Here is a 20420-nt window from a genome sequence, read left to right as displayed (position 1 = left end):
TCAGCGGCATGGATGAGTCAGAGCAACTCAAAACTCTGCTGCTTCACGTCCTGGGAGTCCAGGCCGATCTGCACGTTGAACTTGCCCGGCTCGGCGGCATACTTGAGCTGGGCATTGAAGAACTTCAGGTCGTCTTCGGTGATGGTGAAGTGGATGACCTTCTTTTCGCCGGCCTTGAGCATGACCTTGCGGAAGTTCTTGAGCTCTTTCACCGGACGAATGATCGAGCCGGTTACGTCCTGGAGGTACAACTGCACCACGGTTTCACCGTCACGTTCGCCGGTGTTTTCCAGGGTGATGCTGGCATCGAGCTTGCCGGTCTTGTTCAGCGTGGTGGACGACAATGCCATGTCCGACAGGCTGAACGTGGTGTAGCTCAAGCCGTAGCCAAACGGATAGAGCGGGCCAGTGGTGTCATCGAAGTACTGCGACGTGTAGTTGCCCGGCTTGCCCGGCGTGAACGGCCGGCCAATGCTGAGGTGGTTGTAATAGGTCGGAATCTGCCCGACCGAGCGCGGGAAGGTGATCGGCAGCTTGCCCGACGGGTTGTAGTCGCCGAACAGCACGTCCGCGATGGCGTTACCGCCCTCGGTACCGCTGAACCAGGTCTCCAGGATCGCATCGGCTTGTTGCTTTTCTTCGAGCAACGACAGCGGACGGCCATTCATCAGCACCAATACCAGCGGTTTGCCGGTGGCTTTCAGCGCCTTGATCAGCTCGCGCTGGCTGGCCGGGATGTTCAGTTCGGTGCGGCTCGACGATTCATGGGACATGCCACGGGACTCGCCCACGGCGGCCACGACCACGTCCGCTTCCTTGGCGGCTTTCACCGCTTCATCGATCAGCACCTGGGCCGGGCGCGGGTCATCCACCACTTCCGGGGCGTCGAAATTGAGGAAGTTGAGGTAGTCGAGCACCTTTTTGTCGCCGGTGATATTGGCGCCACGGGCATAGATCAGCTTCGACTCACCGCCTAGCGCGCGAGCCATGCCGTCGTACACGGTAACCGACAGCGCCGGGCGACCGGCGGCGGCCCAACTGCCCATCATGTCGATTGGCGCCTTGGCCAGCGGACCGACCAGGGCGATCTTCGCGGTTTTCTTCAGCGGCAGGGTCTGGTTGCGGTTTTCCAGCAGGACCAGGCTGCGGCGCGCCACGTCACGGGCATCGGCGCGGTGCATGCGGCTGTCGGCGTAGACATCGGCCGGGTCATCCTCTGCCTTGCCGATGCGCAGGTACGGGTCCTTGAACAGGCCCATATCGTACTTGGCGGCGAGGACTTCGCGTACCGCGTTGTCGATGTCGCTCTGCTCGATTTCGCCGGCCTTGAGCAGCCCTGGCAGCTCCTTGCCGTAGAGCGAATCGTTCATGCTCATGTCGATGCCGGCCTTGATCGCCAGTTTTGCCGCTTCGCGGCCGTCCCGGGCGACGCCATGCTTGATCAACTCGAAAATCGCACCGTGGTCGCTGACTGCCAGGCCCTTGAAGCCCCATTCCTTGCGCAACAAGTCATTCATCAGCCAAGTGTTAGCGGTGGCCGGCACGCCATTGATCGAGTTCAGCGCGACCATTACCCCGCCCGCGCCAGCATCGATGGCGGCGCGATAGGGCGGCAGGTAGTCCTGGTACATTTTCACCGGGCTCATGTCCACGGTGTTGTAGTCCCGGCCGCCTTCCACCGCGCCATACAGGGCGAAGTGCTTGACGCTGGCCATGATGCTGTCGGCGGCGTTGGCGCCGCTGCCCTGGAACGCCTTGACCATCACCGCGGCAATGCGCGATACCAGGTACGTGTCCTCGCCAAAGCCTTCGGAGGTCCGGCCCCAACGCGGGTCGCGAGAAATATCGACCATGGGCGCAAAGGTAATGTCCAGGCTGTCAGCCGCCGCTTCCTTGGCCGCGACACGACCGGAGCGGTAGATGGCGTCCATGTCCCAGCTCGAGGCCAGGGCCAGGGGAATCGGGAAAATAGTGCGATGGCCGTGGATCACGTCATAGGCGAAGAACATCGGGATCTTCAACCGGCTGCGCATGGCCGCGTCCTGCATCGGACGGTTCTCGTCACGGGTGATGGAATTGAACGTGCCGCCAATGTTGCCGGCGGCGATTTCCTTGCGGATCATCTCCCGGGGCATTTCCGGGCCGATGCTGATCAGGCGCAGTTGGCCGATCTTTTCCTCAAGGGTCATTTGCTTCATCAAGTTGCTGATGAAAGCGTCCTTGTTCTCTATGGGGGCTGGCACGTTGTCGGCTAATACGGATTGACTGGCCAGGGTGACAAACAGGCCCAGCAAACACAGCTTCTTCATGAATAGTTTTCTCGCAAGCCTAAAGGGCGGTGATCAGTACACGCCGGTCAGCCTAAATGTGAGGAGCGGCTATTGTTGTTCGGGTGTTATCGAGCTAAATGCAGCACACTTTCGAACCTGTGCCGATGAACTTAGTTTCGCACCGCGCATCTTTTAGCCCATACACCTGATTCGATCCAGTGCGGCGGCGATTATGCCCCAGACGCCGGTAAGATAGGTGGCGGTGTTTTTTTAATGCAATGCAAGGGAGAGCTTCACCTGATGAATCCACGACTGAATCACCGCAGCGCGCTGCAGATGCTGGCCCTGATGCTGTTCACCACGCTACTGGCCGGTTGCGGCATCAATAATATCCCGACGCTGGATGAGCAGGCGAAGGCGGCCTGGGGCCAGGTGCAGAACCAGTATCAGCGCCGCGCCGACCTGATCCCCAATCTGGTGGCGACCGTCAAGGGCTACGCCCAGCATGAGCAGGAGACCCTGACCGCTGTGGTTGAAGCGCGTGCCAAGGCCACGTCGATCCAGGTCGATGCCAGCACCTTGGACAATCCGGAAAAACTCAAGCAGTTCCAACAGGCCCAGGACCAGTTGAGCGGGGCATTGAGCCGCTTGATGGTGGTGGTCGAGCGCTACCCGGACCTTAAGGCCAACCAGAATTTCCTGGCGTTGCAATCGCAACTCGAAGGCACCGAGAACCGTATCGCCGTGGCGCGCCGCGACTTCATCCTGGCGGTGCAGAAATACAACACCGAAATCCGCACGTTCCCTGGTCGCCTGTGGCACAGCGTGATGTACAGCGACTTGCCGGTTCGCGAGACCTTCGAGGCCACCAGCCCGAACGCTGAAAAAGCGCCTGAGGTGAAGTTTTGATGGAGCAGCTTCAAGTTCCAAGCTGCAAGCTTCAAGCTCAGGCAACGCGTACTGCTTGCGGCTTGAGGCTTGCAGCTCAATGCTTGTTTGCGCTGTTGCTCTGGGTATTTGCAGTCACGGCCCAGGCCGATCTGAAATTCCCGGCGCTGACCGGGCGGGTGGTAGACAGCGCCCAGATGCTCGAACCGTCGGTTCGTACGCAACTCGATGCGCAGCTCAAGGCCCATGAGCAGGCCTCTGGCGAACAGCTGGTGGTGGTTACCCTGCCGGATCTGCAAGGCGCGACTATTGAAGATTTCGGTTATCAATTGGGCCGCCATTGGGGCATCGGGCAGAAAGACAAAAACAACGGCGCGCTGCTGATCGTGGCGCGCGATGACCGTAAACTTCGGATCGAAGTGGGCTACGGCCTGGAGGATCGGCTGACCGATGCCCAGAGCTCGGTAATCATCAACCAGGTGATCACCCCGGCGTTCAAGACCGGCAACTTCAACAAGGGCATCAGTGACGGCGTCGCGGCGATGCTCGTGGTCTTGGGCGGCAGCCCGCTGGACGAGCCGGCCCCGGTATACAGCGCGGACGGGCAGGGTGAGGGCGACTTCATCGAGCGCCATCCGGGGCTGTTCATCTTTCTGGCGATGCTGTTCATCCTGACCATATTCGTTTGCCAGGTACTCGGTATCCTGCCGAGCGGCGGCGGCTCCGGCGGCGGTTCCCGAAGCAGCGGTGGCGGTTTCGGTGGCGCAGGGGGCGGCGGCTTCAGCGGTGGCGGTGGCAGTTTCGGAGGCGGCGGTTCGTCGGGCGGCTGGTGACAATCATAATGAGCAGGCATTTTTAACCATGGCATTACTGACTGAACACGAACAACGCAAAGTGGCCGAGGCCATCGCCCGGGTCGAGTGCGACACTGATGCCGAACTGGTCACGGTGCTTGCTGCCCGCGCCGACGATTACGCCTACATCCCGCTGCTGTGGGCCAGCTTGCTGGCGCTGGTGGTACCCGGAGTGCTGCATTACCTGACGGGATGGCTGAGCATGCACAGCTTGTTGTGGGTGCAATGGAGCAGCTTCATCGTGTTGTGCCTGCTGTTTCGGATTCCCTTCATCACCACGCGCTTGATCCCGCGCTCCGTACGCCATTGGCGAGCCTCCAACCTGGCGCGCCGACAATTTCTCGAGCGGAACCTGCATCACACGGTGGGCGGCGCTGGCATGCTGATCTTCGTCTGCGAGGCCGAACGGTATGTGGAGATCCTGGTGGACGAAGGCATTTCCAAGCGACTCGACAACCAGCATTGGGATGCCATTGTCGCGGCGTTTACCCAGCAGGTTCGCCAGGGACAGACCTTGGAGGGCTTCGTGACGTGTATCGAAGCCTGCGGCGAGCTGCTCAAGGCGCATGTGCCCGTGACCCACGCGCGCAATGAGTTGCCGAATCGGCTGGTGGTGTTGGCGTAGCGGCTTCAAGCTGCAAGCTTCAAGCTTCAAGCTTCAAGCTTCAAGCTTCAAGCTTCAAGCTTCAAGCTTCAAGCCAAAGCCTATCTACTGTGTTTGACTTGCAGCTTGCAGCTTGCAGCTTGCAGCTTGCAGCTTGCAGCTTGCAGCTTGCAGCTTAAAATGCCATTCCCGATTCGCCCGCCCCGAGGCCGCTTTTCCATGTCTGTCACCGCCACGCCAGTCCGTCCCGCGCCGGATCATCACGCCCAGTTCATCGAGCTGCTGCAAGCCAGCCTTGAACAGAACGCGTTCATCAAGCTGGTGCTGGCCAAGTACTGCGGTGACGAACCTGATCTGCAGCGGCTGATCATCAAGCAACTGTTGGTCAAGGGTCAGCCGTGCCTGTCCTTCGTCTGTCGCTACAAGACCCGCGATATCACCAAGAACTTTGCCCTGGCCGACGGTGTGCAAACCGTTGCCGCACTGCTGCCGGCGTCGTTCAAGAATGCGCATCTGCTGGCGGTTACCGATGAGGCGCAGCTGGAATACAGCAAGAAGGGCAAGAGCTCGCTGTTCAAGAGCAAGCCCCAGCAACTGCGGGAAGTGCCGTCTGCCGGGCACAACCGTGAGAAGAACCGTTTCCTCGACCTGAGCCGGCCGTTCCTGGCCGACCTGGGCGTGACCAACCACAAGCACGAGCTGATCCCGGCGATGTCGCGCAAGTGGAAACAGATCAACAAGTTCATCGAAGTCTTCAGCCATGCGCTGACGTCTTCGCCATTGGCGCTCGACAAACCGGTACGGGTCTCGGATTTCGGCTCGGGCAAGGGTTACCTGACATTCGCCATCCACGATTACCTGCGCAACACCTTGCAGGCCGAGGGGCTGGTCACCGGCGTGGAGCTGCGCGAGGACATGGTCACGCTGTGCAACGAAGCTGCCGCGCGGCTCGAGCACCCAGGTCTGGACTTCCAACACGGTGACGTGCGCAGCGTGGCGCCGCGTGCGGTGGATGTGATGATCGCCCTGCATGCCTGCGACATTGCCACCGACTATGCGATCCACATGGGCATCCGCTCGGGTGCCTCGATCATCATGTGCTCGCCGTGCTGTCACAAGCAGATCCGCCTGCAAATCCAGAGCCCGGCGCTGCTCAAGCCGATGCTGCAATATGGCCTGCATCTGGGCCAGCAGGCCGAAATGGTTACCGACAGCCTGCGGGCGCTGTTCCTGGAAGCCTGTGGCTACGAGACCAAGGTGTTCGAGTTCATTTCCCTGGACCATACCAACAAAAACAAGATGATCCTGGCGGTCAAGCGCGCCGAACCGGTAGACGCTACCGAGCTTTTGGCCAAGATCCAGGAACTGAAGGCGTTCTATCACATCACCGAGCATTGCCTCGAAACGCTGCTGCGAGCTGACGGCTACCTCGTCTGAATCGGCACTGCGCCGTTCCTTGAAGTGCAGCCCGTCAGTTAATGACGGGGCAGCGCTCGCTCGCCGATACCGCGGGCTACCTTTAATGCGTCCACTTCTCTCGCATTTCAAAGGAGCCCATTCCATGGCGGCCAAGAAAATCCTCATGCTGGTTGGCGATTATGTCGAAGATTATGAAGTCATGGTGCCATTCCAGGCCTTGCAGATGATCGGCCACACGGTGCACGCCGTGTGTCCAGGCAAAACGTCAGGGCAGACCGTGCGCACGGCGATCCATGACTTTGAAGGTGACCAGACCTACAGCGAGAAACCCGGCCATCTGTTCGCCCTCAATCAAGACTTTGCCAACGTCCAGGCGTCCGACTACGACGCGCTGCTGATACCAGGCGGACGCGCGCCGGAATACCTGCGACTGAATGAAACGGTCCTGCAACTGGTTCGCGATTTCGACTTCGCGGGCAAGCCGATTGCCGCGGTCTGCCACGGTGCGCAACTGCTGGCGGCCGCGGGCATCCTGGAGGGGCGCGAGTGCAGTGCGTATCCAGCGTGTGCTCCGGAAGTGCGCTTGGCGGGTGGGACGTTTGTCGACATTCCGGTGACCGAAGCGCATGTCCAGGGCAACCTTGCCACGGCACCGGCGTGGCCGGCCCACCCGAACTGGCTGGCAGGCTTCCTGACTCTGTTGGGCACGGCGATTACCCTGTAGGGCCAGCGCCACGTGCAGGGCTGGGAGCCCAGATTAAAAATCTAGACCTCCACCGGCACCGTCAACTTCGGATCGCCCAGCGGATGGCTCTTGGCGTCGAAGAAGCGCAACTCGGTGTCCAGTCCCTCGAATACTTTGGCGTAATGGCGCTTCTGATGTTGGATAAACGCCTGGCTGCGCGGGTAGATCGAAATCGCCACGGTCCTCGGCGCTGCAAGGCGCAAGGCATGGGTGATATGACTGTCCTGTTCGCCCAAGGCATGGCCAAACAGGCACAGGTTGTCGCGATGGTGGAGCAGCTGTTCGTAGCAGAACGATAGATAATCACTGCTGCGGATGGTCTTGAGTTTGTCTTGGCTAGGCCCCTCATTGACGAACAGCGGTACGTCGTCGAGAGTCTTGAGCGTGTTGTTGATGGCGAAACTGCCCAGCAGTGTGCCCTCGGTGGAGGTGAGCTTGCGCGCCGTGCCGTCCTGGTTACGCACCAGGTGCAGGCCGCCGTGCAGATACAGCAGCCGAGGTTTGTCGGAGTTGGCCTGGCTCAGGTCGAAGCTATGGTCCGCACCGAGGAACAGGTCGGTGACGGTTTCGGGCGAATGCTGGATCGCCCAATAGCTCAGCAGATCGTAGTTGGTGGTGAACACGGTGCGGTAGCGGCCCAGTTCCTGGTTGAGGCTCGCCAGGGTTGAGGGCTGCACCAGCCGCCACGGGATATGCACGGTGTGGACGGTGTTGATCAGCGCTTCCTTGATCGCGTAGTAGCGGTTACGCGGTGCGGCGGAGCTGACGGCCAGGGCCTTGTTGACCCGGCTGGTGGTTTTCAATGCGCCGAGCACCTGTTCGAAACTGCGCGTCTGCATCGCGTCGAACACGCTGAGTTCCGACGGGCTCAAGGGTTTCTCCTCGACGGTGCGGGCGTTTTCGTACAACGAGTCATAGCCGAAATCGTCCCACACGGCGCGGCTGGCGCCATTGCCCACCAGCAGGCCGCTGAAGGCGGTGTTGGCGCGCAACGTCTGCCAATCTTCGAGCCGGGCGTCGTATTCCTGCAAATCGGTCATCACTAAAGTCATCTCAAAACGTGGCAAAGGCAGGACGTGACTTTATCACGACCCAGTCTTGAGCCAGATCAAGATACGTTGTGAGCGGTCGGTCAATGCTGTACGCCCCTGCCGATCCGGCCTCTTTCAGGAGCGTGTCCCATGAGCAGCAGTTTTTTCATTCCGGCCGTGAACATCATGGGCCTGGGTTGCCTCGACGAAGCGATGGCCGCCATCCGCAACTACGGGTTTCGCAAGGCCCTGATCGTCACCGATGCGGGACTGGCGAAGGCCGGGGTCGCCAGCAAGGTGGCCCAGCTGCTGGCGCTACAGGACATCGATTCGGTGGTTTTCGACGGTGCCAAGCCCAATCCGAGCATCGCTAATGTCGAATTGGGGTTGGGCTTGCTGAAAGAGAGCCAGTGCGACTTTGTCGTGTCGCTGGGCGGTGGTTCTCCCCATGATTGCGCCAAGGGAATCGCGCTGTGCGCAACCAATGGCGGCCAGATCCGCGACTATGAAGGGGTCGACCGTTCGAGCAAGCCACAACTGCCGCTGATCGCCATCAACACCACGGCGGGCACCGCCAGCGAAATGACCCGTTTCTGCATCATCACCGACGAAACACGTCATGTGAAAATGGCGATTGTCGACCGCAACGTCACGCCGCTGATGTCGGTCAACGACCCGGCGCTGATGGTGGCGATGCCCAAGGGCCTGACCGCCGCCACTGGCATGGATGCATTGACCCATGCGGTCGAGGCCTATGTCTCGACCGCCGCCACGCCGATCACCGATGCCTGCGCCCTGAAAGCCATTACCCTTATCAGCAACAACCTGCGTCTGGCCGTGCGCGACGGTAACGATCTGGCGGCGCGGGAGAACATGGCCTACGCGCAGTTCCTGGCGGGCATGGCGTTCAACAACGCCTCCCTGGGTTTCGTGCATGCCATGGCGCATCAACTGGGCGGTTTCTACGACTTGCCTCACGGCGTATGCAATGCGGTGCTGTTGCCTCATGTGCAGAGTTTCAACGCCATGGTATGCGCCACCCGGTTGACCGACGTGGCCGTTGCCATGGGGGCCGATGCGCACGCTTGCAGCCCGGAAGAGGGCGCGCAGGCCGCCATTGCCGCGATCCGCAGCCTGGCCTTGGACGTGGAGATCCCCGCAGGCCTGCGCGAGTTGGGCGTGCGTCTCAACGACGTGCCAGTCCTGGCGGCCAACGCCATGAAAGACGCATGCGGGCTTACCAATCCACGGGCGGCGGACCAGCGGCAGATCGAAGAAATTTTCCGCAGCGCATTCTAGGCGGTCCGCGGTGGCGTGAACCTGGTACAGAGCATCGCCGCCGCCGCCAACAACGTGCACAGCACTGCCAGTGGCCAGGCCTGTTGACTCAATAACAGGCTGGCCATGGCGCCGATCAAGGAGGCCATCAATTGGTGAAGGAAACCGCTCAACGCCATCGCATAAGCGCCGGCGATTGGCGATCCCTCGTTCGCCAAAGACAGGCTGATGGGGTAGTTCAATGACTGGCCGAACACCGCGAAGCAGTAAGGCAGCCAGAACAGCAGGGCGATGCTGCTCATTGAAACACTGCCTGCCAGCATGGTTACGCTGCCGCCCAAAACCAGGGCGATGCCCCAGCCCATCAGCCGCCGCTGGCCCGTGCGCAATACAAACGCATTCACCGCAAGCGCACCCAACAAATACGCCGCACTGATCGGCCAACCCAACAGACCGTATTCGATCGCTGACCAGTGAAAGCTTTCCTGCAGGATCAGCGGCGCAGCCGTGTTGAAAGCGATGATCACGCCATAGCCCAATCCTCCTGCCAGCGCTGGCAACAGGAATCCACGATGACGCAGTATCTGTCCGTACACCCACCACGCCGATTGCCCGTTGCTCGCCTCGGCCAGGACCGGGAAGCGGGCCCTGGACACTGCCGCTGCCATGGCGAGGCTGGCCGCGCCCAATCCCAGGAAGATCGCCTCCCATCCGAACGCTGCCTGGATCAGTGAGCCCAGGTACTGGCCGATGCCAAGGGCCACCACGAAGGCGATCGATATCCAGGACAAGGCCTTGGCCAGCAGATCGCCGCTGAAACTGTCGCGTATCAGCACTCGCGCCATGACTGAAATGCCGCTGGCGCCGATACCCTGGATCAACCTGAGCGTCAGGAACGCCTCTATGGACGTGCCCAACGGCAAGGCGAGGTTGCCCAGGCCGTAAAGCGCCAAGGCCGCCAGCAGGACAGGCTTGCGCCCGAGCCGCTGGCTCAGGCTGCCCCATAACAGCATCGGCAACGCCATGCCGATCAGGTACACCGGCAAACCCCACGACACCCGCGCCGCGTCGGCTCCCAGGTCTTGGGCGATATCAGGCAGGGCCGGCAAGTAGATGCTCATGCCCAGTTGTGCCAGGAAGACGGTGGCGCAGGTGACGATCAGGGTTGTGCGGTTCTTCATCAGGGGCTCGTTTCAAGGGCGAATGTCACGCCCGTGGGCCAGCAGCAGGTCAATGACCCGTTCGCAGAACGAACGAATCACGTCCGCTTCCATGTCGGCACGCAGGGTGATGCGGATTGCGGCCTTGTCTTGCGGTACCACGGGGAAAAAAACCGCTGAAGTGAAATACCCCAGGTCGGCCAGTTCGACCGCCAGGCGGGTGGCCATGGTCGCCTCGCCGCAGTTCACCAGGCGGATTGCCATGGGGCTGGCGTACTGTTCGGTTCGGATGAGGCTGTCGAAGAAGCGGATATTAGCCTGCAAACGCTCCTGCAAGGTCTGGAATTCGCGGCTGCGATGCAAACGGATCGAGGCCATGCCGGCGCCGATCGCCGCCGAATTCAGGCTTTGCGACCAGTTGCTGGGACCGCCGTAACGCTGCACCAGCGTCTTGTGCCGTTCATTGCCGAACATGGCCAGCCCGCCGCTGGCGCCGAATGACTTGGCCAGCGAGGCGACGATCAAGGTGCGCTCATCCACCGTGTGCACCCGCGAGCGCATCAGGCCAATGCCGGATTTCCCTACAGCGGACAGCGCGTGGGAATCGTCCACATAAAGAAACAGGTCATAGCGTTGCTTGAGATACAGCAAGCTGTCCAGGTCCGCCATGCCGCCCATGCTATAGGCGCTGTCGGCCACGTAGGCTACGTTGCCCTGGCGTTTGCACACGTCTTCGAGAAAATCCATGTCGTTGTGCGGGCAGGTGAGGACTTGGGTTTCGTCGGCGCACGCGGCCTTGATGTGGTTCATCGAGTAATGGGCCTGCTTGTCGAACACCATCACCGGCGGACGGTTGCCTGTCAGCGCGCCGCTGGCCAGCAGCGGCAGGATCCCCGCGCTCGCCGCGCTGCAGGACAGCGCACTGAGGCAACTGGCACCAAACAATTCCGACAGTTGGATTTCGTATTGGTCCAGGATCGCCAGCCGGCAGCGATTTCTCGAATTGGCGATGCGCAGGGTCCCGGTTTCCCACAGCATGGTCATAGCGCCATCCAGCAGGGCAGGGTGGTAATCCAGGCCCAGGTAGGACGTCGTGCAAAAGTGTTGCAGGGTGCGGCCGTATTGGTCGACGAGAACATTGGGCGTCTTGACCTCGACATTCAGCCCTGCGACTTTTGCGGTTTCGGCGCATTGCCAATCCTGATCTGCCAGGGAAACGATTTTGCGATAGTTGCTGAAGTGATGAGTCGGTTGCGAAGTCTGATTCATGGGTTAACTACATTCCTTGGTTAAGCATGCTGTCCGTAGGGGCGTTTCAACATCTGTGTGTTTCCAGACTTTACAGATTGGCGGGTAGGGCTTTGAATCGGCCGTTTCCGGTGTGCTTGAGTGTTACCGGAGAATTCTATGTAGGACCTTGCCTAAGGGCTTGGACGGGAAATCCATTTACAGCGTCGGAGCTGCGTCTTGACCCTGTATCTGTTGGGCTTGCTTGTTCCGGTGCACGGGCAACCCACTGCATAACGAATCTGAGAGTTGCTTGCCGATGCGGCGCGGCTGGGGACCGGCCTGGTGTTCGGTTTCACGCCCACCGTTCGTCGTGGCGCCAGCGTTTTTCCCAAACCTTGGGTCTTTGATCGTTTCGAATGAAGTACGGGGTAAGCATGCCCCCTTATTCATGAATACGGAGGGCTGGACCATGCGAGGGTCGAGCAACATTTATCCGGGAAACATCGCTCATGATCGAACGAAGGTGTCTGAAGCAGGTCGCAAAAGTGGGAGAACCACCATCAGGAGCGTCGACAGACACCCGGCGAAAGGCGAAATCGGCCGCCATCCGGGTCGGACGTCTCGCTGATTGTCTACCGGTGGTTCTGATTCAGCGGCGGGCAAATTCCGTCGAAATTTTCTTATCAGAGGAGGGCGCGACCATGAGCCGGATGGCCACCTTTTTACGCACCACCAGCGTTGTCGTGCTGATGGGCCTGGGTGCCAGCAGCGCCTGGGCCCAATCGCCAGCCGAATTCATCAACGACGCATCCGCCAAAGGCATGGCTGACATCGAAGCCAGCCGCGAGGCGCATTCAAAAGCCGAATCACGTGAGGTCAAGGATTACACCATCATGGTGATCAACGACCGCACCACCGCGAATCAACACCTGGCGAAAATCGCCAAGAAACTCGATTTGCCTGTTGCCCCAAGAGAAGAGGTAGCTGACAAGGCCAAGGCCCTCATGCCCAAAGTGGCCGAGGGCGAGTCGTTCGAAGCGGCTTATGCCGCCAGTCAGGTCAAGGCCACTGAGGAAGCCATCGAGCAGATCCAGCAGCAGGCCCAGACCACCGAAGTGCCGGAAATCAAGGCATTCGCTGACGAAACCCTGCCCAAGCTACAGACCCATCTCGAAATGGCCAGGGCGCTGCAGGCCAGTCGCTGATCCGCTGCTCCTGCTTTTACGTACCGGACCGGGGCGCCCGCGTCCCGGCTTGTTTTGCCCGCAGAAAAGGAGAACCTCGATGTCTACACGCCGAGAACCCAACCAATACGCGATGCAGAATCCATTGACCCAATACCCTCGTCCGGAATTTCCCGACCAGCCGCAGTCGCCGCCGGGCATCGACCAGGACATGGAGCCGCAACCCGATCATGGCGAAAAAACTTATCAAGGCTTCGGTCGCCTGGAAGGTCGCAAGGCGCTGATCACGGGAGGCGACTCGGGTATCGGTCGCGCAGCGGCTATCGCCTATGCCCGAGAAGGCGCCGATGTAGCGATCAATTATCTACCTAGCGAAGAGCGCGACGCTCAGCAAGTCATTGAGCTCATCAAGGCTGAAGGCCGCAAGGCCATCGCGATTCCTGGCGATCTCAAGGATGAAGCGTTCTGCGTGCAGCTGGTAAAAATGGCGCAACAGCAACTTGATGGGCTGGATATCGTGGTGAATGTCGCCGGCAAGCAGGAGGCGCAAAAAGACATTGCCGACATCACCACCGCGCAATTTGACGACACCATGAAAACCAACATCTATGCGATGTTCTGGATCTGCAAGGCTGCGGTGCCGCTGATGCCAGCCGGGGCGACTATTATCAATACCGCGTCGATCCAATCCTACGATCCGTCCGCGACGCTGCTGGATTACGCCACCACCAAAGCGGCTATCGTCGCATTCACCAAGGCGCTGGCCGGACAAGTCATCAGCAAGGGAATTCGGGTCAACGCCGTCGCACCAGGCCCGATCTGGACCGTGTTGCAACCCAGCGGCGGACAACCTCGCGAGAAGATTCCTACGTTTGGCTCCCAGGTACCGATGAAACGTCCGGGACAGCCTGCGGAATGCGCGCCGCTCTATGTACTGCTCGCCTCGCAGGAATCGAGTTATATCACCGGGGAAGTGTTTGGCGTTACGGGGGGTAACCCGTTGCCCTGATCGTTTGAGCAACCATTGCATGGGCGAGCGACGCCCATGCAATGCCGGTCAGCACTGGTTCAGATCAACCTTGTTTTTTTCTTCCACCCCGTCGAGGTGCTTGGCCTCACCCTCTCCCATGGCCTGATAGTGCTTTCTGAGTGCCTCTAGCTGCTTGAGATCCAGCGATTCGAGCCCAAGCATGGCGTTTTGTGCGCTTTTGCTGGCGCGCAGCAATTCGTCGACTTTCAAATGCAGGATATCGGTATCGCGGTTTTGCGTGTTCTGGATGAGGAACACCATCAGGAAGGTGATGATCGTGGTCGAGGTATTGATGATCAATTGCCAAGTGTCGTTGAAACCGAAGAACGGTCCGCTGGCAGCCCAGAGCGCCAATAACACGATGGCTCCCAGAAAGGTCTTGGGACTCCCCGCCCAGAGGGAAAGTTTTTGAGCAATTTTTGCAAACGTCATTGCCGTGTTTCCTTATTGGATGCACCTGTCTGGTGTGACAGCAACGAGGCGGCGAAAATTCTACTTACATTTCAATCTGAAACGTCTGTCGGTATTCATCATCCAGGATCAAGACTGTCGCAACCATCTGCTCCATCCAAGGGTCACTCTTTAAAGCCTTAATCTATGGAGTACGCCATGAATCTCACTCGCACTTTTTGCCTCGCCTGCTGCTTGTTCGCCCTGCAAGGCTGTTTCGACAACTCCGACAACGAGACCAAGGACAACACCGACGGCACCAAGTCGTCGGTGCAGATGCAGGAGTCCAAATCGGAAAACAAATAGATGGCATAGCCCAAGCTTGGCTACGGAAAACCTGGGGGAACAAGCTTGCCCCCAGGTTGTGGCTGTTTCTTAGCGGCCCTGCTGCAACACCTTCAGCGCTGCCGAAGCAAGGAAGCCGGAGCGGCTCTTCTCTTCAGGATGGTGCAACACATATTCGTCAATACGATTGAGCAGGTAGCCGGGCAACGTAATGTTGAGCTTCTGTGCCTTGCCCAGGTATTTGGTCACATCGATATCCACCAGCGCCCATATACATCCGGCATATTTCGGACAAGGCGGCGGGGGGCGGATCGGGTTTATTTCCGGATGTGAGGTCGCGTGACGCGTGGCGAGGTGCTGTGGGCTGAATGAGAGAAGGACATAAAAAAGAAGGACATAAAAAACCGGTCACGTTGGACCGGTTCTTTTGATCTGCAGTGCTGCTACGGAGCCGTCGTGGAGTCTGCATAAGTTTATGCAACGTCCGCCAACAGACTCTCGTAAGGAATCCGCAGTCCGTCATGCAGGCGTTTAATCATCGCCAGACTTAGCTTGCGTTTGCGGTTCAGAACTTCAGACACACGTCCGCTTGAACCAAGGTACGGTTCCAAGTCGCGCGGAGTCAGCCCTTGTTGATCCATCCTGAATTTAATCGCTTCAATTGGATCAGAGGGGGGCATCGGGTAGTGCTCGTCCTCGTATTTTTCGATCAACAAGGCAAGGATTTCTAGCTCATCGCCGTTAGCCGAACCGACTTCTGCCCCCCAAAGCTGTTCGATGCGCGTAAAAGCTGCATTCAAATCATCTTGGTTGCGAATGGGTTTGATGTTCATCATACGGTCTCCGCATTGATTTGGTCGTATTGGGCATGGGTGCCGACGAATCTTACAAAACCAAGCTGGCGCTGATAGTCGACTGCGAGAATTACTCGGTATTTATTGCCGCCAATGTTGAATACAACCCTGGCTGCTTTGAGGATACTGGCCGTTCTCAGTTCAGCCTTAATCTCTTGAGGCGTCCGATAGGTCGCTTTTTCCATGTGTCGATACCATTCAACCAGTGGCGTCTGGGAATCCGCGTAAGCCGGATTGCTTTCCCAGAACTCCCGTAAGGTTCCTCTCGCGATAATTCGCACCTACGTCCTCCCGTTTTGGGAGGAGTCTAGTCTGACTGGGCTGACGATGCAATTGGGTTTAGCTGAAGAGGCAATAAAACTGCTCGGCCCCTAGCACCCCATGCTAGTGCGCTAACCGGAAGCTAGGCAGATCCAGTACGGCCGTTGGGGCTATAGCCAGTTTTGATGGCGAAGCAGCCCGTCTTCTACGACTGCTGCACAAACGTCAGCCGCACCGCAAACCCAATCAGCAGGCCACCAAACAACCACTGCTGCACCCGCTGCGCCGTAGGCGATCGTTGAAGCCAGCGCCCGAGCGCTACTCCAGCGAGGGCATAGAGCACGTCGAACAACAAACCGACGCAGACCAATATCACCCCCAACGTTACAAACTGCGCCAACACCGGCCCGTCCTGTGGGTCGATGAACTGCGGCAGCAACACTGAGCAAAACAGCAGCGCCTTGGGATTGAGCAGGTTGGTCAGCAGGCCGCGCTGTATCGCTTGGTGCCACTGTCGCCTTCCGACCTCAGCGTCAGAGCCTTCAAAGCTTGGCAACAACGTGGTCCGCAAACACTGAAACCCGATCCAGGCCAGATAAGCAGCCCCGGCCAGGCGCACCACATCAAAAGTCCAGGGTACCGTCTTGAACAGTACCGAGAGTCCCATCGCCGCGAGCGCGACATGACATGCCCGGGCAATCCCCAAGCCGACCGCTGTCGCCAGCGCCACAGCCTTGCCCTGACGGGCACCGGTTTGCAGCAGCAGAATCATGTCCGGCCCGGGTAGCAGGTACGCCACCGTCAACGCCATGAAAAACAACCAGAGCCCTGTCATCCCAAACCCCACATTCGATGAGTTAGTGGTTCCAGTCTATGGCCGAAGGGCAGGGCAGGTGGTTGCGTAGTCAGCTTCTAATGCTTAATAAATTGGCATAACCTGCCAGGTATTCGAATATTTCACTCGGAAGATGCCAATTCATGAAACTGGACGCCTTCGACCGCAAAATTCTCGCCGCACTGCAACGGGACGGTCGGCTGAGCAACGTGCAACTGGCCGAAGAAATCGGCCTGTCTCCCTCGCCGTGCCTGCGCCGCGTGCGGATGCTTGAGGAAGCCGGAGTGATTCGCGGCTACCAGGCCATCCTCGACCGTGATGAAGTTGGCCTCGGGATGACGATCTTCGTCGGCGTCAAGGTCGAGCGGCATACCGACGAACGAGCTGAGGCGTTTCGTCAAGCAGTGACCTCTCTGCCCGAAGTGATTTCGGCGTTCCTGGTGTCAGGCGAGTCGGATTTCCTGCTGCAGGTGGTGGTGCCGGACCTGCGGGCCTATGACCGATTTGTCACTGAGCATTTGCTGAAGCTGCCGGGGATCAGGGATATCCGCAGCAATTTCGCGATTAACACTGTGAAAGCGCCGGTGCCGTTGCCGTTGGGGCATTTGGCTGGAGGGTGAAGTACTGACAATTCTCTGTCGCACACCATTCTCTGATTTTGCCTACAAACTAAGCGGGAGCCGCCCGCTACCCACAACTGCACAAATAGGAAATAGTGTTCCCAAACGGACTATGCGACTGGTGTTTGATCCTCTTGCGCGACCGTCAGGGACGCTAACTCCACAAACCCCAGACCAAAAAAACCGGCCACCAAGAGCCGGTTTTTTTAATCCTCCGTCAAAACCACACGACGCGGGACCAGAATTCGATTGGAGCGGGTGAAGGGAATCGAACCCTCGTTATCAGCTTGGGAAGCTGGAGTAATGCCATTATACGACACCCGCTCAGAGCGGCTGACTTTGTACCAGATGTCGCCTGGGATTTGAAGTTTTTCTTTGCGGACGGTGAGGTCATCCGCCTACGCAAGCCTCCAACCAGAGCGGTCTTTCGCAAGCGAGCCCCATGCTTGAGGCCCGCTCGCGAGGACTTTTTTCAGATGGCCAGCGCATGGTAGTCCTGCACGTAGCTGTAGCGCGGTCGGCTTTCATGATGGGTCGGTTTCAAGAAGCTCAGCAAGGCGTCGCGACTGTCGCGGCAGGCGGCCTTGTGTTCCATGTCCAGGAAGTGCCCGGTGGCTTGCAGCGTGGTGAAAGTGCTGTGCTGAACGTGGTTGCCGAAGAGTCTGGCGTCGGTGGCCGAGGTGTACTCGTCCCATTCGCCGTTCAGGAACAGCACCGGCACGTTGATTTTTTCCGCCGCGTTGACGTAGCACTGCTGGTCGCTGTGGAGCACGTCATTGATGTGAAAGTGCATCTGCCCGTATTCATGCTCGGCCAGGTTGCTGACGTGGCGGTAGTTGAAGCGCTTGAACAGCGGCGGCAGGTGTTTGCCGATGGTGCTGTTGACCAAGTGCCCCACACGGTGGCCGTCCAGGCTGCCCAGATAGTCCACGCCGCGTTCGAGGTAGTCGCGCATTGGCGCATTGAGCACCGGTGAGAACGAGCTGATCACGGCTTTTTCGATGCGGCGCGGGCGCTGGGCCAGCGCGGTAAGTGCCGCGGCGCCGCCCCACGAGAATGACAATACGTGCTCGGCAGCGAAGTGGTCGATCAGTTCCAGCAGGATCTGTCCTTCGATTTCCTTCGTCAGCATTTGCTCGTGGCGGTTGTGGGGCTTGGACTTGCCCGCGTAGGGCTGGTCGTACAGCACGACGTTGAATTGCGGATAGAGGTTTTTGGCGGTCTGTGCAAACGACGCGGTGGTGGCCATCGAGCCGTTGACCAGGATGATGGTCTTTTGTGCGGCGTCTGCGCGATAGAACTCCGTGTAAACCCGATACTGACCCTGTATATCCAGCACAGCGATTTCTGGCCTCATGTCATAAGACTCCTGGCAAGCGGGTATGCGCGCAATGAGATTGCACGGGCAATGTGACAGGTAGGCATACGCCTGGAAGATAAGGCCCATGTCGATCCAGGAAAGCCGGTCGACGGGTATTGTTATGGCGGGCAGTTTGCCGGTGGATATGGCGGAACCTGAGGGTTCCAGCCGGCAAAAAGTTTCTTAGAGGTATGAGGTGACCAGTCGGTCACATTTCGGCCGACGGTCTGATTCAAGCAGGGGGTCGACCGTTGCGCAAGTGCTCTTTGAAAAATGTTCGACACTTCTGCCCAGCGGTCATTGGCTCAGATCAGGTGGATTTCATCGGGGCTCAGGGCGCGGTATCGGCCCGGTTCCAGATCGACGTCCAGCACCAGCGGTCCCATGCGCTCGCGGTGCAGGCACAACACCTTGTTATTGAAGTGCCCGAACATGCGCTTGACCTGGTGATAGCGTCCTTCAACGATGCTCAATCGCGCTGAAGTCGGCCCGAGCAACGTCAGCTCCGCCGGTTGAGTGGTGAGGTCTTCGAAAGCGAAGTACAGGCCTTGGGCGAACGTGGCGGCGTATTCGGCAGTGATGGTTTGTTCGGTCTCGACGTAGTAGACCTTGGGCAGCTTGGTCTGCGGCTGGGTCAGGCGCCGCGACCAACTGCCGTCATTGGTGATCAGCATCAGTCCCGTGGTGTTGAAATCCAGGCGGCCGGCGATGTGCAGGTCGGTCTTGTCCGGTTCGTCGAGCAAGTCGAGTACGGTGCGATGTTGCGGGTCGCGCGTGGCACTGACGCAGCCTTGCGGTTTGTGCAGCATGAAGTACCGCGCCATTCGGCCTGCCTGCAGCACCTCACCGTCTACTTCGACTAGGCTGAATTCGCGCACTTGCGCGTGTGGATCGTTGACGGTCTGGCCATCGATTCGCACTCGACGTTCCACCAATAGCAGTCGGACCTGTTGGCGATTGAAACGCGGCAGATTACTGAGGAAGCGGTCAACGCGCATGGGCAATTCGGGCAAGGAGACGAAGGGCGGGCATCTTACGCGAACGGCTGGGGCTTGGCGCGCAACTGGTCGTTCACTTGGGCGCATTGCGGGCACAGGCAGGATTTATCGCGCAATTGCGCCGGCAGGGCCTCGAGCACAGCCGGGTCGATACTCACGCCATAGCACCAGCAGGCGCGGTCGGCGGTTTTCGGGTTGGCCAGGGTGCAGTCGTTGGCGGCGCCGCAGGCGGGGCAGAGGTCAGGTTTATTCATAACTCGAATGAGGCATTTCCACGCAGGTTCTGTTGCTGCCGGTTTGTCGGGCGCGTTGCAGCGCATGATCGGCCCGGGACAGCAGGCTGTGCAAGGTGTCTTCGTCCTGCAAGGTGGTCAGGCCGATGCTGATGGTGACGCGCAATTGTTTTCCGCTGCAAAAGTAGCGCTGTTGCTCAATGCGCTGGCGAATTTTCTCGGCGATCTTCAGACCATTCTGTCCATCGGTGTCCTTGAGCAGCAAGGCGAAAGCGTCGGCGCTCCAGCGACACACAATGTCCGAATGCCGCACGTTATCGGTCAAGTCCCGGGCGAATCCGCTCAACAACTGATCGCTGGCGATATGGCCATGGATGGAATCCAGTTGCTTGAAATTGTCCACTTCCAGCAGCAGCGCGCTCAACGGCTTGGGTTCGCGTTGGGCTTCGTGCAGCGCCTGCACCGCCAGCAGGTCGAAGCCGCGGCGATTGGGCAGTTCGGTCAGGCCGTCAAGAATGGCTTGGGCATCGATCCGACGTTGATAGCTGACCACCAGCCGATAAAGCAGAGCAAGTACGGCCACCGTCACTAGGAGGCCGATCAACAGATTGAGGTACAACGCCTTGAGTATTGTGTCCCGCAGCAAGGTGCTGGCGGCGTAATACCCCAGCAGCGAGGTCACCAGGAAGCCGGCACTCAACAAAATAGCCAGTACCAGCATTGGCGAGCGGGGGGAATACAACGGCGAACGAAGCGACATGGCGATTCCCTTGGAGTGACCCGATGGAATCAGTTTAGTGGCCTTGTGGGAAAACGTGCCTGGATTTGTAG

General features: G+C 59.1%; 22 protein-coding genes, 1 tRNA gene and 1 pseudogene. 10 read left to right on the top strand and 14 right to left on the bottom strand.

Features of this window, described 5'->3' with window-relative positions; genetic code table 11:
* Nucleotides 1–17 precede the first annotated feature (17 nt).
* Complete coding sequence (bglX, locus tag HU806_RS23945; protein ID WP_186615084.1) at nt 18–2309, bottom strand: beta-glucosidase BglX; 2292 nt, start codon at nt 2307–2309, stop codon at nt 18–20.
* Nucleotides 2310–2570: 261 nt separating this feature from the next.
* Here bglX and HU806_RS23940 point away from each other — a divergent pair, with 261 nt between their 5' ends.
* The 5 genes from HU806_RS23940 to HU806_RS23920 all read left to right on the top strand — a co-directional run bounded on the left by HU806_RS23940 (nt 2571) and on the right by HU806_RS23920 (nt 6759).
* Nucleotides 2571–3179: a LemA family protein gene (locus tag HU806_RS23940; RefSeq protein WP_186615082.1), complete on the top strand. Its 609-nt coding sequence runs from the start codon at nt 2571–2573 to the stop codon at nt 3177–3179.
* 83 nt (nt 3180–3262) lie between these two features.
* On the top strand, nt 3263–3991 hold the full coding sequence (locus HU806_RS23935) for a TPM domain-containing protein (protein WP_238350230.1): 729 nt from the start codon (nt 3263–3265) through the stop codon (nt 3989–3991).
* Nucleotides 3992–4019: 28 nt separating this feature from the next.
* Nucleotides 4020–4637: a TPM domain-containing protein gene (locus tag HU806_RS23930; protein ID WP_186615078.1), complete on the top strand. Its 618-nt coding sequence runs from the start codon at nt 4020–4022 to the stop codon at nt 4635–4637.
* 198 nt (nt 4638–4835) lie between these two features.
* Nucleotides 4836–6053, top strand: coding sequence for a class I SAM-dependent methyltransferase (locus HU806_RS23925; RefSeq protein ID WP_186615076.1), 1218 nt, complete (start codon nt 4836–4838; stop codon nt 6051–6053).
* A gap of 124 nt (nt 6054–6177) precedes the next feature.
* Nucleotides 6178–6759 carry a DJ-1/PfpI family protein gene (locus HU806_RS23920; protein WP_186615074.1) on the top strand — a complete coding sequence of 194 codons (582 nt, stop codon included), beginning with the start codon at nt 6178–6180 and terminating at the stop codon, nt 6757–6759.
* Nucleotides 6760–6800: 41 nt separating this feature from the next.
* Here the strand turns inward: HU806_RS23920 and HU806_RS23915 are convergent, their stop codons facing one another.
* Complete coding sequence (locus HU806_RS23915) at nt 6801–7820, bottom strand: DUF4917 family protein (RefSeq protein ID WP_186615073.1); 1020 nt, start codon at nt 7818–7820, stop codon at nt 6801–6803.
* Nucleotides 7821–7961: 141 nt separating this feature from the next.
* Here HU806_RS23915 and yiaY point away from each other — a divergent pair, with 141 nt between their 5' ends.
* The gene (yiaY, locus tag HU806_RS23910; protein ID WP_186615071.1) at nt 7962–9110 is read left to right on the top strand and encodes an L-threonine dehydrogenase; all 1149 of its coding nucleotides are present in this window, start codon (nt 7962–7964) and stop codon (nt 9108–9110) included.
* Here yiaY and HU806_RS23905 read toward each other — a convergent pair.
* On the bottom strand, nt 9107–10270 hold the full coding sequence (locus tag HU806_RS23905; protein ID WP_186615069.1) for an MFS transporter: 1164 nt from the start codon (nt 10268–10270) through the stop codon (nt 9107–9109). The two genes, yiaY and HU806_RS23905, sit on opposite strands and share 4 nt — an antisense overlap.
* Nucleotides 10271–10282: 12 nt before the next feature.
* Nucleotides 10283–11518: an aminotransferase class I/II-fold pyridoxal phosphate-dependent enzyme gene (locus HU806_RS23900; RefSeq protein ID WP_186615067.1), complete on the bottom strand. Its 1236-nt coding sequence runs from the start codon at nt 11516–11518 to the stop codon at nt 10283–10285.
* A 662-nt stretch (nt 11519–12180) separates the two neighbouring features.
* Between HU806_RS23900 and HU806_RS23895 the strand changes: the two genes are divergently transcribed.
* Complete coding sequence (locus HU806_RS23895) at nt 12181–12684, top strand: DUF4142 domain-containing protein (protein ID WP_186615065.1); 504 nt, start codon at nt 12181–12183, stop codon at nt 12682–12684.
* Between the two features lie 79 nt (nt 12685–12763).
* Nucleotides 12764–13672, top strand: coding sequence for an SDR family oxidoreductase (locus HU806_RS23890; RefSeq protein WP_186615063.1), 909 nt, complete (start codon nt 12764–12766; stop codon nt 13670–13672).
* A gap of 48 nt (nt 13673–13720) precedes the next feature.
* Here HU806_RS23890 and HU806_RS23885 read toward each other — a convergent pair whose 3' ends face one another.
* Entirely contained in the window at nt 13721–14125 is a 405-nt protein-coding gene (locus HU806_RS23885; RefSeq protein WP_186615061.1) for a low affinity iron permease family protein, read from the bottom strand.
* Nucleotides 14126–14302: 177 nt separating this feature from the next.
* Here HU806_RS23885 and HU806_RS23880 point away from each other — a divergent pair, with 177 nt between their 5' ends.
* Nucleotides 14303–14449 (top strand): hypothetical protein, encoded by a 147-nt coding sequence (locus HU806_RS23880; protein WP_186615059.1) that lies wholly within the window; start codon nt 14303–14305, stop codon nt 14447–14449.
* A gap of 69 nt (nt 14450–14518) precedes the next feature.
* Here HU806_RS23880 and HU806_RS23875 read toward each other — a convergent pair whose 3' ends face one another.
* The 4 genes from HU806_RS23875 to HU806_RS23860 all read right to left on the bottom strand — a co-directional run bounded on the left by HU806_RS23875 (nt 14519) and on the right by HU806_RS23860 (nt 16378).
* Nucleotides 14519–14749, bottom strand: a complete 231-nt coding sequence (locus HU806_RS23875; RefSeq protein ID WP_346657191.1) for a type II toxin-antitoxin system HicB family antitoxin — start codon at nt 14747–14749, stop codon at nt 14519–14521.
* A 152-nt stretch (nt 14750–14901) separates the two neighbouring features.
* Nucleotides 14902–15261: a helix-turn-helix domain-containing protein gene (locus tag HU806_RS23870; protein WP_186615122.1), complete on the bottom strand. Its 360-nt coding sequence runs from the start codon at nt 15259–15261 to the stop codon at nt 14902–14904.
* The gene (locus HU806_RS23865; protein WP_186615057.1) at nt 15261–15563 is read right to left on the bottom strand and encodes a type II toxin-antitoxin system HigB family toxin; all 303 of its coding nucleotides are present in this window, start codon (nt 15561–15563) and stop codon (nt 15261–15263) included. The genes HU806_RS23870 and HU806_RS23865 overlap by 1 nt, the downstream gene beginning before the upstream one ends.
* Nucleotides 15564–15748: 185 nt before the next feature.
* Nucleotides 15749–16378: a LysE family translocator gene (locus tag HU806_RS23860; protein ID WP_186615055.1), complete on the bottom strand. Its 630-nt coding sequence runs from the start codon at nt 16376–16378 to the stop codon at nt 15749–15751.
* 143 nt (nt 16379–16521) lie between these two features.
* On the opposite strand from HU806_RS23860, the gene HU806_RS23855 reads away from it, so the two are divergent.
* Nucleotides 16522–16998, top strand: coding sequence for an Lrp/AsnC family transcriptional regulator (locus HU806_RS23855; protein ID WP_186615053.1), 477 nt, complete (start codon nt 16522–16524; stop codon nt 16996–16998).
* Nucleotides 16999–17248: 250 nt separating this feature from the next.
* Here the strand turns inward: HU806_RS23855 and HU806_RS23850 are convergent.
* The 5 genes and pseudogenes from HU806_RS23850 to HU806_RS23830 form a co-directional block, all read right to left on the bottom strand.
* Nucleotides 17249–17322 (bottom strand) — tRNA-Gly (locus HU806_RS23850).
* Between the two features lie 148 nt (nt 17323–17470).
* Entirely contained in the window at nt 17471–18355 is an 885-nt protein-coding gene (locus HU806_RS23845) for an alpha/beta fold hydrolase (RefSeq protein ID WP_186615051.1), read from the bottom strand.
* Nucleotides 18356–18663: 308 nt separating this feature from the next.
* Nucleotides 18664–19356: a pseudouridine synthase gene (locus HU806_RS23840; RefSeq protein WP_186615049.1), complete on the bottom strand. Its 693-nt coding sequence runs from the start codon at nt 19354–19356 to the stop codon at nt 18664–18666.
* Nucleotides 19357–19391: 35 nt separating this feature from the next.
* Nucleotides 19392–19610 carry a cysteine-rich CWC family protein gene (locus tag HU806_RS23835; RefSeq protein WP_186615047.1) on the bottom strand — a complete coding sequence of 73 codons (219 nt, stop codon included), beginning with the start codon at nt 19608–19610 and terminating at the stop codon, nt 19392–19394.
* Nucleotides 19603–20220: pseudogene (locus HU806_RS23830) on the bottom strand (GGDEF domain-containing protein); the annotation flags it as partial. The gene HU806_RS23835 and the pseudogene HU806_RS23830, both read right to left, overlap by 8 nt.
* Between the last annotated feature and the right edge of the window lie 200 nt (nt 20221–20420).

Origin of the sequence: Pseudomonas sp. SWRI154 (genome assembly GCF_014268645.1) — a bacterium.
GTDB lineage: Bacteria > Pseudomonadota > Gammaproteobacteria > Pseudomonadales > Pseudomonadaceae > Aquipseudomonas > Aquipseudomonas marvdashtae.
Note: the sequence above shows the minus strand (reverse complement) of the source record. Positions and strands in the feature narration are given on the sequence as shown.

Bases quoted from the DNA above. Each gene is read 5' to 3' on its own strand.
- HU806_RS23845 (WP_186615051.1), bottom strand. From the start codon at position 18,355: ATGAGGCCAGAAATCGCTGTGCTGGATATACAGGGTCAGTATCGGGTT.
- HU806_RS23920 (WP_186615074.1), top strand. From the start codon at position 6,178: ATGGCGGCCAAGAAAATCCTCATGCTGGTTGGCGATTATGTCGAAGAT.
- HU806_RS23860 (WP_186615055.1), bottom strand. From the start codon at position 16,378: ATGACAGGGCTCTGGTTGTTTTTCATGGCGTTGACGGTGGCGTACCTG.
- HU806_RS23925 (WP_186615076.1), top strand. From the start codon at position 4,836: ATGTCTGTCACCGCCACGCCAGTCCGTCCCGCGCCGGATCATCACGCC.
- bglX (WP_186615084.1), bottom strand. From the start codon at position 2,309: ATGAAGAAGCTGTGTTTGCTGGGCCTGTTTGTCACCCTGGCCAGTCAA.
- HU806_RS23840 (WP_186615049.1), bottom strand. From the start codon at position 19,356: ATGCGCGTTGACCGCTTCCTCAGTAATCTGCCGCGTTTCAATCGCCAA.
- HU806_RS23895 (WP_186615065.1), top strand. From the start codon at position 12,181: ATGAGCCGGATGGCCACCTTTTTACGCACCACCAGCGTTGTCGTGCTG.
- HU806_RS23930 (WP_186615078.1), top strand. From the start codon at position 4,020: ATGGCATTACTGACTGAACACGAACAACGCAAAGTGGCCGAGGCCATC.
- HU806_RS23905 (WP_186615069.1), bottom strand. From the start codon at position 10,270: ATGAAGAACCGCACAACCCTGATCGTCACCTGCGCCACCGTCTTCCTG.
- HU806_RS23940 (WP_186615082.1), top strand. From the start codon at position 2,571: ATGAATCCACGACTGAATCACCGCAGCGCGCTGCAGATGCTGGCCCTG.
- HU806_RS23915 (WP_186615073.1), bottom strand. From the start codon at position 7,820: ATGACCGATTTGCAGGAATACGACGCCCGGCTCGAAGATTGGCAGACG.
- HU806_RS23890 (WP_186615063.1), top strand. From the start codon at position 12,764: ATGTCTACACGCCGAGAACCCAACCAATACGCGATGCAGAATCCATTG.
- HU806_RS23855 (WP_186615053.1), top strand. From the start codon at position 16,522: ATGAAACTGGACGCCTTCGACCGCAAAATTCTCGCCGCACTGCAACGG.
- HU806_RS23885 (WP_186615061.1), bottom strand. From the start codon at position 14,125: ATGACGTTTGCAAAAATTGCTCAAAAACTTTCCCTCTGGGCGGGGAGT.
- HU806_RS23870 (WP_186615122.1), bottom strand. From the start codon at position 15,261: ATGAACATCAAACCCATTCGCAACCAAGATGATTTGAATGCAGCTTTT.
- HU806_RS23900 (WP_186615067.1), bottom strand. From the start codon at position 11,518: ATGAATCAGACTTCGCAACCGACTCATCACTTCAGCAACTATCGCAAA.
- HU806_RS23835 (WP_186615047.1), bottom strand. From the start codon at position 19,610: ATGAATAAACCTGACCTCTGCCCCGCCTGCGGCGCCGCCAACGACTGC.
- HU806_RS23880 (WP_186615059.1), top strand. From the start codon at position 14,303: ATGAATCTCACTCGCACTTTTTGCCTCGCCTGCTGCTTGTTCGCCCTG.
- yiaY (WP_186615071.1), top strand. From the start codon at position 7,962: ATGAGCAGCAGTTTTTTCATTCCGGCCGTGAACATCATGGGCCTGGGT.